Below are 10,365 nucleotides of genomic sequence, written 5' to 3'. Positions count from 1 at the left end.
AAAAACTCAAAGGATCGTCATTTATCAAAGAGGTGGAACGATTATTGTTCGAGATTGGCAAAAATTAGCAGCAATCAGTGAGCAATGGTAAAATGCTTGACTTTAATGAAAAAGTTAGAGAATAGGGCGTTTAGGCTGTCATCTCAGTCAAAATTCATTATCCTAGAGAGAAAGTTTTCTCACCGCCCTTAACCTATGTTTAAACAAGTAAAACCCCAATACTCTGTTAGTTGGATACAAAAAGTTTCGGAAATTCCTAAACAGGTTTGGGATGAACTTGCAACCCCGTTAAAAACCCCTTTTTTAGAATGGGAATGGCTCAATAATATCGAAACCTCTAAAAGTGCTACCCCACGCACAGGATGGCAACCTTGTCATCTTACACTATGGCGAGATAAACAGTTAATTGGTGCTGCCCCTTTATATATTAAAGGTCATAGTTACGGGGAATTTGTTTTTTGATCATCAATGGGCTGATTTATCCCATCGTTTGGGGATTTCTTATTATCCTAAACTATTGGGAATGACCCCTTTTACCCCTGCGGTGGGTTATCGTTTTTTAATTGCTCCTAATGAAAATGAAGCAGAAATTACCAAGATAATGGTAGCAGCCATTGATCATTTTTGTGATCAAAATAAACTATCTGGATGTCATTTTTTATTTGTTGATCCTGACTGGAAACCCATCATAGAAAATTGTGGGTTTAGTAGTTGGTTACATCATAGTTATATTTGGTCTAATCCTAATTTTAACAGTTTTGATGACTACTTAAAACAGTTTAATGCTAATCAAAGACGGAATATTAAACGAGAAAGAAAAGCGGTTAATAAAGCTAATCTGACTATGAAAGTATTAACCGGAGATGATATTCCCCATCATTTGTATCCGATGATTTATGGATTTTATAATAATACTTGTGAAAAATTTTATTGGGGGAGTAAATATTTAACTCGTAAATTTTTTGAGCAACTTTATCCTAATTATTCCCATCGGGTGGTCTTAGCTGCTGCTTATACCGATTATGATGATCATAAACCAGTCGGTTTATCTTTTTGTATTAGAAAAGATGATAATTTATATGGTCGGTATTGGGGATCGTTTGAAGAATATGACTGTCTTCATTTTGAAGCTTGTTATTATCAACCCATCGAATGGGCGATCAAAGAAGGGATTAAAATGTTTGATCCCGGTGCCGGCGGAAGACATAAAAGAAGACGGGGTTTCCCTGCTACTCCTAATTATAGTTTACACCGATTTTATGACCAAAAAATGACTCAAATTCTTCGTAATTATATTCCCCAAATTAATGAAATGGAACAAGAAGAAATTGAGGCGATTAATCAAGATTTACCCTTTAGTAAACGAGAAATAGAATTGAAAGATTTGTAAAGGGATTTAATATTACCATTTTAGGTAGGGAGTTTTAGCCAAGTTAACATTATAGTATCTGGGATCATGGCTAACTTCTTCACCAACCCAGTCGGGAATATTGATGACTTCAGTTTCACTTTTTAACTCAACTTCTGCGATGATTAGTCCTTCATTTTCCCCTTGAAATTCGTCAATTTCCCAAATTAAATTGTCTAGATTGATGGTATAGCGAACCTTTTCAATTAAAGGGCGATCGCATAATGTTTTCAACATAATTTCTGCATCTTCTAAAGGAATAGAATATTCAAATTCATGACGACTAATGCCTTCTGTTTTACTTTTAATGGTAAGATAAGCGTCATTGCCGATAATTCTAACTCGAATTGTTGTCATGTTATCGGCGGTTAAAATATAACCTTGTTTATAAACTTTTCCGATTCCTAAAGTACGCCAATTATCATTAATAACTAAAAATTTACGTTCAATTTCAATTCCCATAATTGTCAACTTAAAGTAAAGAATATTAATATTTTAAAGCTTTTTTAACTGCTTTAATCTAATATTAAAGTTAAGACCCAAACTAATATCATGTCAATGTTTGCTAATTTTCAAAACCTCGTCATTCAAACTTCAGAGGTTAAAATTAATTTGGTGAAAGGAGGGGAAGGATACCCCATATTATTGTTACATGGGTATCCCCAAACCCACGTTATGTGGCATAAAATTGCCTCACAATTGGCTGAACACTTTACCGTCATTATACCCGATTTAAGAGGTTATGGAGACAGTGATAAACCTGTAGGTATGGCTAATCATTATAATTATTCTAAGCGAGTTATGGCGCAGGATCAAATAGAAGTCATGACACAATTAGGTTATGATCAATTCTACTTGATAGGACACGATCGCGGGGGAAGGGTTGCCCATCGTTTAACCTTAGACTATCCCAATAAAGTCAAAAAATTAGCTTTATTAGATATTGCGCCGACTTATCAAATGTACACAGAAACAGACCAAGAATTTGCTACAGCTTATTATCATTGGTTTTTTCTGATTCAACCTTTCCCGTTTCCTGAAACTTTAATTAATCAAAATCCTGACTTTTTTCTAATTCATTGTTTAGAAAGTTGGAGTAAAAACGATCATCCCTTTACTTCAGAAGCAATGAGAGAATATTTAAGATGTTTTCGTGATCCTAAAACGGTTCATGGAACTTGCGAAGATTATCGAGCATCTGCAAGCATTGATTTAGAACATGATCGCACAGATATGGATAAAAAAATAGAATGTCCTGTGTTAGTTTTGTGGGGAAATAAAGGAGTGATTGAAAAAAAATATGATGTTATTAATAGCTGGAAACAAAGAGCAATTAATGTTCAGGGACAAGCTCTAAACTGTGGGCATTTTTTACCTGAAGAATCCCCCGAAGACACCTATCAATCTATTCAAGCATTTTTACATATTGACATACTCCCCCACTAAATCACAGATTATAGTGGGGGATTCTCTCCGTATCACTACCAGAAATTCCTTGCTCAACGAGACGGCTTAGATTCTCAATGTTGCCATTAAGAACCCAGCGGCCGGACTCTCCCAAGGCGTTTGGGTACGCCAGTTGCTCTACTTGGGGAGACCCCAAGACGGTAATACTAAGGTGGGCAATGCCCACCCTACGGACTAAGGCATTCTGGGATACTCACCTTCTACGCAGATGATATAGCGGGATACGCCCCGTCCATCTTTATCAGGAACTGGTTCTAAATTTGGCAATTCAAAATACCGTCCATCCGATGATCCATAGCGATCGCCAATAATAGAACAAAGAGCGTGAACATCAAAGTTCGCCGCGTCTAATTTTGAGCCATCACAAAATCGCCAACCCACAGGGGCAAAGTTACCAGTCCACAATTTAATTTCGCCAATCATAGCCATCGTGTTTTTCTCCTTAAAAATAGGGTAAGTTTTTACGAATAATGAACACTAATTCTGTCAAGTAGGCCAAGATTTTTTTATCAATTATTGATTCATTTTCTTTGCCTATTCACACTTCAATTGTCTTCCTTATCAATTTCAGAGGCTCAATTTTTACGACGGGCTAAACCCAGTCCTCCAAAAAGAAACAATCCAAGCATCATTGAAGGTTCAGGAACACTGACAATTGTGCCATCGGGTAAAGTCCCAGAAAAGAAAGCCAAACTATTCAACTGTTGTTGATTGACGTTTGCTCCTAGCAGGTTAACATTTCGGAAGCTTGCTCCTGATAAGTCAGCATCAGCAAAGTCTGCCCCTTCAAAACTACTATCGAAAATTTCAGCCCCCAGAAAAGAAGTCCCAGTTAAGTCGGTTCCGGTATTTTGGGGAGTGAGGGTTGAGGATAGCAAAGAGAAACCAGTAGGAGCATTGATGCTGTTTCTGAAACTTACATTCTGCATATCTGCATTGTTGAAACTAGCATTGGTGAAGATGCTGTTTACGAACTCCACATCCTCCATAAAGGTATCGTTGAAAATAGCATTGGTGAATATACTTGTATCAACAAAAATACTACTAAATGCACCCAATGGCTCCCAAAATGAAAATGTAAAATCTGCACCTGTAAAATCACTCTCAATGATCTCCCCAGGGTTAGAAACAGCAAGCCAATCTGTGAACCGAAAATTAGTCCCTGTGGCATTTACCTGGAAATAATTCTGAAAAAGAAACCCTTCACCAGACAAATCAGCACCTGATATGTCACAAAGATTACAGGAACCCTCATCTCTAAACGTATCAACATCGACTTGATTAAAGCCATAAGCAGAAGGAACAAGGGTTAAGGTGCTGGCAAAGACTGCACCAGCAGATAAACAACGAGATAGGGTTAGAGAAGATAAATTGAACATAATTTCACCGTAAATGTTGGAAAGATTAAAGGATAGATTGTGTGTTGGTGGGGACATTATTCGGGCTTAAAGGCAAATAACTGGTTATTTCCTTGTAAAAATCTCCATTGATCAACATTTCCCCCATCTTCTTGAGAACAGCTATTGACAGTCACGGCTTTTCCGCTATGCTTGGCGATAATGCTATAGTAGCCATGGCCTTGATCTTCTAGTCTGAACAACTGATTGTTTTGTTGTAAGAAACTCCATTGATCCACATTTGCCCCATCGTCTTGGGAAGCACTATTTACACTAAGTGCTTTGCCACTATGCTTGGCAATGATGCTGTAATAGCCATTGCCTTGATCTTCTAATCTGAACAACTGGTTGTTTCCTTGTACAAAGCTCCATTGATTGACATTTCCCCCATCTTCTTGGGAACCCTGATGTACAGTAATCGCTTTGCCACTGTGCTTGGCAACAATGCTATAGGTTTTGCCAGATTCGGGTTGAACGCCTCCTTCCTGTTCTGCTGCGATAGCGGGTAAGCACCAGTCTTCAAATCCTACACTGTAACAGATATGGTAAAGTGCGCCTTCTCCCCCCCGTTCTCCGTAACTGTCGGCTAATTCCACCACCGCCGGTCCATCCATAACGGCAACTCCACCGTTTACCGTAGCGCTTTCTGAAACCACTCCGGCACTGGAATTGTAATTGAGTTCATCAGGAACAACTTTCAGCGTACCGATATTGATGTCTGCTTTGCCACCATCATGCTCTCGGAATTGGATGGTGACTGGCCCTCGATCCAAGGGAAATCGGAAGTAATGACCGTATTTTTCCTCAAAATAGATTTCATCCCCACTTCTCATGTTGACGTAATTGCCCTGTCCCTCTGGGGGAAAGAAAGCCCCGTTATAGTTGCCCGTGCCTTCTACATGATCCATATAGACTTCATCGCACTTACCTTCAATAATACGGCCGATCCATTCCCCGATGTTTCCCACAGCTTCCAAAACTTTAGAAGCTGCTTTAAAGGCACTCCCAATGGCTTTGGCACGGGGACGGGGACTCTTTTTAATGACTTTTCCTGCTTCTTCGGTGACGGTACTTGCCACACTAGCGATCGTTTCTACCAAATCCACATTCATTCCAGCAGATTGCTGTTCGCAACGAATACCCAAGAGGCGAAGGGTGGGAATCGGATCAGAAATAATCCGATAGGTCAAAGTATATTCTCCTGAAGTCTCTCCATTGGCATCCATATCAACGGTACGGGACTCAGGAGAACTATTGACAGAACCTCTGGTCAGGGTATGACTACCAACCCACTCATTTTTACTGCTACTGATATTTTCACTGTCTTTTTCAATCAGTTCAAAGACAACTTTATTGGCGTAGGTAACATTGATGGTAAGGTCCACATACTGCGTTCCTCCTCCCTTGTAGAATTTGTAGGAAGATGTACTGGAGGGATAGTAGCGGGTATTTCCATCAACGGTGATTTTCAGACAGATATCGTCATCACCTGCCTCTCCAGTGGTTTTTGTACATCTAATCTTTTCAACGTACAAGATTGCTGATTTTTGCAACATAATAATGCTTTTTTTTCTAAAACATATAATTGATGCTATCAAGTCGTCTTTTCTGAGATGATCTAAAAAACGCAAGTTTTTGAATTGATGGGAAAAAGTAGTTAATTTACTTTATAACTAAGGAGTTATAATAAATGTTTCTGTTTGACAACAAAACCAACGTTTTAATTGAGTCTAATGAGATCACTTTTAAAAGTGAATATTATTCTGATTTTTCTCACTTTTGTAAGTTCCGAGAATTCATAGAATTCGGTGCTTTACAACTCAGTAGTGGTCAGTTTGAAGGCTATCTTTCAAAGTTAATTACAAAGCAAGTAATGTTAGAGTTGTCTCAACGTAATTGTTTAAATAGTCAGGAGGGAATCATCGATGCTAAAACGTGGTTTTTTGCAATTCCTGTTCAACCCAAGCGTGTTTTTTTTCAAAATTTATATCAAGTAGAAAATAATTATATTGGAATTATACCCCCTAAAAAAGAATTTTCAGTAGTTCAAACGCCTTTTTCTAATCGGTTTCAGCTTTATGTACATGAAGATTATCTCAATCAATTATGTCAAATTTTAGATTTACCAGAAGCGAAAAAGTTTCTAAATTCTTCTCAATGTTCAATGGTGACTTGCTCCCCTGAAAAAATTCGCAGTTTACAACAATCTTGTCATCAACTTTATCAAATACTATTTAGTTTAAATAGTCAAGACCTATCCTTAATAATCAAAAAATTAAGGCTGAATTTTATTAAACAACAATTAAAAGAAGAACTTGTTAAAAACTTTCTTTTAACTTTAGCAGAAGCCAAAGATATTCAGCCTAAAAAAAAACACTCTCAGGCGGACTTCTATTTTAAAACAAGCAGAAGAAATGATGAGAAATAGTCTGTATTCTGATCTCACTATTTCCGATATTTGTCAAGAATTAGGGGTAAGTAAACGTACTTTAGAATATATTTTCAAAGACTTTTATCAAGTGTCTCCTCACCATTATTTTAAAAACCTTCGCCTCAATGTTTTACATCAACATCTTCACCGAAATCCTCACTCTTCATTAGTTTGTGAAATTGCTGAAGAGTTAGGCTTTTTTCATCGAGGACAACTAGCAAGAGATTATCATAAACTATTTGGTAAGTTACCCTCAAAAACATTAATAAATACTTAGACTAGAGACATTTAATCATTTTTCTCAATTTCAACTAAACGATAATAGTTTACATCATTAACAGCCTTAATTGAATAAATTAGTTTTTCTTGATAACCTTTATTGTCCAAAATTTCTCCGTCTTTTCCCCTTGGTTTATCACTCTGGGAATCACCATAAAGAAGATAGAGACAATTAGGATTTAAATTTTCTATTTGTGCTAAGTCTTGAACTTTCCATCTTCCCATATAGAGCTTATTTTTGACAATATCTACATCAAATTGATGATATTGACTAGGAGACATTTCTGTAAAAAATGGGATCGTAATGTAGCCATAAGTACCATAAACATTACTACTATAAATAATACATTCATAGGAAGTTTTATCAGCGTAGTCAATGGTTTCTCCTAAAGTAGATAACCATAAATCTGTATGCCATCGGGGATATTCAAACACATATCGCTGACAATAAATAATCAAGTTAGTAGAGATAATAGCTATTAATAATAGTGCTGTAATTTTCTTGTAAATACCTTGTGAAAATTCAGTTAGTTTAGCAACAGCATAAGCAAAAATAATAGAAAATAATGGAGTAACAACCAAAGTTCTAACGGCACTTTCTGGAGAGATCAAAGCTGCCGGAATTGGGTATAAGATTAACCATAGATATAATACCCATTTATAAGACCCTTTTCCTTGTATAAAAAAAACAATCCTAGAAAAAGTAACGGGATTTGAAAAGAATAAAGTCCGGCGGTATTATTGATTTTATGACGGGGACTGGGATCACCATCAAAAAACAAAAAATCGAGACTAAAATAAGACAAATAATCACTAATAATTTTACTTAAATTAGTTTGAATACCTACGGTATTTGCACGTGCCATTCCCTCAGGAGATAATTGATAGATAAGTTGAGGAATAAAGAGAACAGAGAAAGCAATAAAAGCCCAAAATGTATAATATTTATGTTTCCAGAGATATTCGCGATAAATAATAGTTAATCCTAACAAAAAGAGAGGAATAAAAACCCTAGCAGAATGGTAAGTATAGATACTAATAGAAAATAAGATACTTGAAACAATTAACCACTTAGGGTGTTTCAAACTTTTGAAGAAAAATAATAAACTTAAACAAAATAAGCAAGGGAGTAAAATTGCCCTAAAGGTGATACGGCTAAAATGAATATGCCAAGGCAATATAGCTAAAAATAAAGCAGATAATAAACCAATTCTTTGATTAAAAATTTCTTTAGCAAGATGATAAACAATAAAGACTGTTAAGGTTCCAATGATAGCTGAAGTTATTCTGGCTGCAAAAGGGTTAAGTCCCAATAGTTTAATAAAAGGAACCATGAGGTACATATAGAGTCCTTCACGGTAATCATTAGCTGATTTAAAATACCAAGGTAAAAACTCTCCATATTGATCTTTTAAAGTGTGAAGAATTGAATAAGCATCATAAGCATTAGATGCTTCATCAGGAAAAAAACCATTAGGAATGCTTCCTAAAAATAGAACCCTTAAGAGGAAAGCAAGGATTAAAATAACAACAAGATAGAAACCAGGATATTTTTCCAGTTTTAGCATTAATCAAAATAATAGATCAGTAAACATTCTCAGCCATAAAAACCTTTTCAAATACAATTTAGTAGAGTTTATTTAAGAATTCTTCTCCCTTCGCATCCTTCTTTGATAAAGTCTGGCACATCAAATTCCGCTTTAATAGAGTATTGTCGAGGAGGATGAAAATAGGAAGTGTATAAAAATGGATGAGGTGCTTTTCCAACAATACAGACTTCTTCTCCATCTTTAATACTTTTGAGAATATCTTGATCAATGATATCCGTTCTCTGCACTTGTTCAGTGAAAGGGGAGAACTCAGGAATGGTGAAAAAGTAGCGAGTTTTTGTGATAAAAATCACCATAAATACTGTTGCTACTAAGGCCAAATTTTTAGGGTTGATCAATTTTTCAGAGGGTTTTTGTTTAGCTAAACGACAGGTTAAATAACAGTTTAAACTAACAAACACCATCATCCAGTACATATAGTATCTTAATTCATAAGCTTGAGGTAATAAGGGGGTCAATAAGGTCATTAAACCCATAATAATTGCAGCAACCCTAGCCTCAAGATCGAAGTTTTGCCAACATAAATAAATAAACAAGATAAAATTAAAAATAACATAACCCCCAAAATATCCCCCTAAACCAAATCTTTCTTCATCCCAAGAAATAAAGTCCATCCCTAGGGTCCAAGGCCAGGGTCTTCTACTATCAAAAGCATCAATTTCTAATACTGACCGTCCCCAACGCAAATGAGGAGGAAGCTTTCTAAGATTTTCGTGCATAAAGTCAGGAGGTGCTTCATTATGATTGAGAACAATTCCTGCAATTTCTATTTTAACTGGATAAAAGGGGTTGGCGTAAGTAATGATATTTTTGATGGGGATAATAAAGATTATTAGACTAGCTAAAAAGCAGAGAAATAAGGTTTTTGATGTTTTAACTAATCTATCTTTATCACGGCCATAAGTTTTCCAATTTTGAAGAAGAATCTTAGCTAAGACAAAACATAAAATTATGAAAACCACTGGCATTAATTGAAATTTCATGTTAGCTGCCATGGCTGATGAAACAAAGACAATGATGGCAGTTTGTTGATTAAATTTAACTTTATTCGTATATAAAAAATAGGTGGTTAAGATAAGAATAGAAATACAGACATTGCCAGGTAAATCAATATAGCTTCTCCCTGCGTGCATATGAACCATTGGGATAGCCAACAGGGAAAGAGAAGCCAGATAAAAGGGAATTTTTACATAAAATTTTAGATAGGCAATAAACGTTAATAAGCTAAAATAACACAATAAATTAGTCGCTTCTGGCCGTTTAAACGTATTCCAGAAAAATCCTTGTAACCAATTGGCCAGTAAGGGAAATCCTAAAAAACGATGCTCAATATTTTTTTCAAAGGTAAATTGTTCTGCCGGAATAATTCCCCAAATTCTAGCAGCAAAAGGGATATGATACATAAAAGCATCCCCTCCGTAATTAGCATCAAAAAAGCTAATTAAAAAAATAGAAGTTAAAACTAATGTTGATAAAATAGTTAAAACTGTTCTGACATTAAGTAATGATAATATTTTGTTGTCTTTAATCAGAGATAAGTAATGATTGATTGTTAGATTGTTTTGGCTTAAAATGCCAAAAATAAACAGCAAAACTCCGACTAACCCTAAAGCAGTTCTTATCGTTCTTAATGAGGGAGCAGCAATATAACCATAATAACCCACAATTCCTAACATTAAGGTAATAGCAATACAACTAATTCCCCACATCGACAAGGGTTGATTGGTGAATTGATAAATAAAGGGAAACCGTTTTAGGCTAGGATGGTTAGTA

General features: G+C 35.8%; 10 protein-coding genes and 1 pseudogene. 4 read left to right on the top strand and 7 right to left on the bottom strand.

From position 1 onward, the window contains the following. Positions 1-195: 195 nt before the first annotated feature. Positions 196-1,390, top strand: a pseudogene (locus C4E06_RS26955) (GNAT family N-acetyltransferase). Between the two features lie 12 nt (positions 1,391-1,402). On the opposite strand, the gene C4E06_RS26950 reads toward C4E06_RS26955, so the two are convergent. Next, a complete protein-coding gene (locus C4E06_RS26950) occupies positions 1,403-1,870 on the bottom strand; it encodes a CYTH domain-containing protein (RefSeq protein ID WP_107671396.1) in 468 nt (155 codons plus the stop codon). A 96-nt stretch (positions 1,871-1,966) separates the two neighbouring features. Here C4E06_RS26950 and C4E06_RS26945 point away from each other — a divergent pair, with 96 nt between their 5' ends. Continuing rightward, on the top strand, positions 1,967-2,854 hold the full coding sequence (locus C4E06_RS26945; RefSeq protein WP_107671395.1) for an alpha/beta fold hydrolase: 888 nt from the start codon (positions 1,967-1,969) through the stop codon (positions 2,852-2,854). A 195-nt stretch (positions 2,855-3,049) separates the two neighbouring features. Here the strand turns inward: C4E06_RS26945 and C4E06_RS26935 are convergent, their stop codons facing one another. The 3 genes from C4E06_RS26935 to C4E06_RS26925 form a co-directional block, all read right to left on the bottom strand. Further along, entirely contained in the window at positions 3,050-3,304 is a 255-nt protein-coding gene (locus tag C4E06_RS26935; RefSeq protein ID WP_107671394.1) for a tail fiber protein, read from the bottom strand. Positions 3,305-3,450: 146 nt separating this feature from the next. Then, the gene (locus tag C4E06_RS26930; RefSeq protein ID WP_198649083.1) at positions 3,451-4,254 is read right to left on the bottom strand and encodes a pentapeptide repeat-containing protein; all 804 of its coding nucleotides are present in this window, start codon (positions 4,252-4,254) and stop codon (positions 3,451-3,453) included. A 56-nt stretch (positions 4,255-4,310) separates the two neighbouring features. Further along, a complete protein-coding gene (locus tag C4E06_RS26925) occupies positions 4,311-5,828 on the bottom strand; it encodes an RICIN domain-containing protein (RefSeq protein ID WP_107671392.1) in 1,518 nt (505 codons plus the stop codon). 134 nt (positions 5,829-5,962) lie between these two features. Here C4E06_RS26925 and C4E06_RS26920 point away from each other — a divergent pair, with 134 nt between their 5' ends. Beyond that, positions 5,963-6,700 (top strand): hypothetical protein, encoded by a 738-nt coding sequence (locus C4E06_RS26920; RefSeq protein ID WP_198649082.1) that lies wholly within the window; start codon positions 5,963-5,965, stop codon positions 6,698-6,700. Beyond that, positions 6,687-6,980: a helix-turn-helix domain-containing protein gene (locus C4E06_RS28520; RefSeq protein WP_198649081.1), complete on the top strand. Its 294-nt coding sequence runs from the start codon at positions 6,687-6,689 to the stop codon at positions 6,978-6,980. The genes C4E06_RS26920 and C4E06_RS28520 overlap by 14 nt, the downstream gene beginning before the upstream one ends. An 11-nt stretch (positions 6,981-6,991) precedes the next feature. Here C4E06_RS28520 and C4E06_RS28515 read toward each other — a convergent pair whose 3' ends face one another. The 3 genes from C4E06_RS28515 to C4E06_RS26910 form a co-directional block, all read right to left on the bottom strand. Continuing rightward, on the bottom strand, positions 6,992-7,594 hold the full coding sequence (locus tag C4E06_RS28515; RefSeq protein ID WP_198649080.1) for a hypothetical protein: 603 nt from the start codon (positions 7,592-7,594) through the stop codon (positions 6,992-6,994). 23 nt (positions 7,595-7,617) lie between these two features. Then, on the bottom strand, positions 7,618-8,550 hold the full coding sequence (locus tag C4E06_RS28510) for a glycosyltransferase family 39 protein (protein WP_198649079.1): 933 nt from the start codon (positions 8,548-8,550) through the stop codon (positions 7,618-7,620). Between the two features lie 68 nt (positions 8,551-8,618). After that, a partial coding sequence (locus tag C4E06_RS26910; RefSeq protein ID WP_107671391.1) for a hypothetical protein occupies positions 8,619-10,365 on the bottom strand: 1,747 nt, incomplete at its 5' end.

Source organism: Cyanothece sp. BG0011 (genome assembly GCF_003013815.1).
Lineage (GTDB): Bacteria > Cyanobacteriota > Cyanobacteriia > Cyanobacteriales > Microcystaceae > Crocosphaera.
The sequence above is the reverse complement of the archived record's forward strand: the minus strand, read 5'-3'. Positions and strand labels throughout refer to the sequence as shown.

Coding starts and splice junctions, on each gene's coding strand:
- C4E06_RS26950 (WP_107671396.1), bottom strand. CDS start 1,870: ATGGGAATTGAAATTGAACGTAAATTTTTAGTTATTAATGATAATTGG.
- C4E06_RS26945 (WP_107671395.1), top strand. CDS start 1,967: ATGTTTGCTAATTTTCAAAACCTCGTCATTCAAACTTCAGAGGTTAAA.
- C4E06_RS26935 (WP_107671394.1), bottom strand. CDS start 3,304: ATGGCTATGATTGGCGAAATTAAATTGTGGACTGGTAACTTTGCCCCT.
- C4E06_RS26930 (WP_198649083.1), bottom strand. CDS start 4,254: ATGTTCAATTTATCTTCTCTAACCCTATCTCGTTGTTTATCTGCTGGT.
- C4E06_RS26925 (WP_107671392.1), bottom strand. CDS start 5,828: ATGTTGCAAAAATCAGCAATCTTGTACGTTGAAAAGATTAGATGTACA.
- C4E06_RS26920 (WP_198649082.1), top strand. CDS start 5,963: ATGTTTCTGTTTGACAACAAAACCAACGTTTTAATTGAGTCTAATGAG.
- C4E06_RS28520 (WP_198649081.1), top strand. CDS start 6,687: ATGATGAGAAATAGTCTGTATTCTGATCTCACTATTTCCGATATTTGT.
- C4E06_RS28510 (WP_198649079.1), bottom strand. CDS start 8,550: ATGCTAAAACTGGAAAAATATCCTGGTTTCTATCTTGTTGTTATTTTA.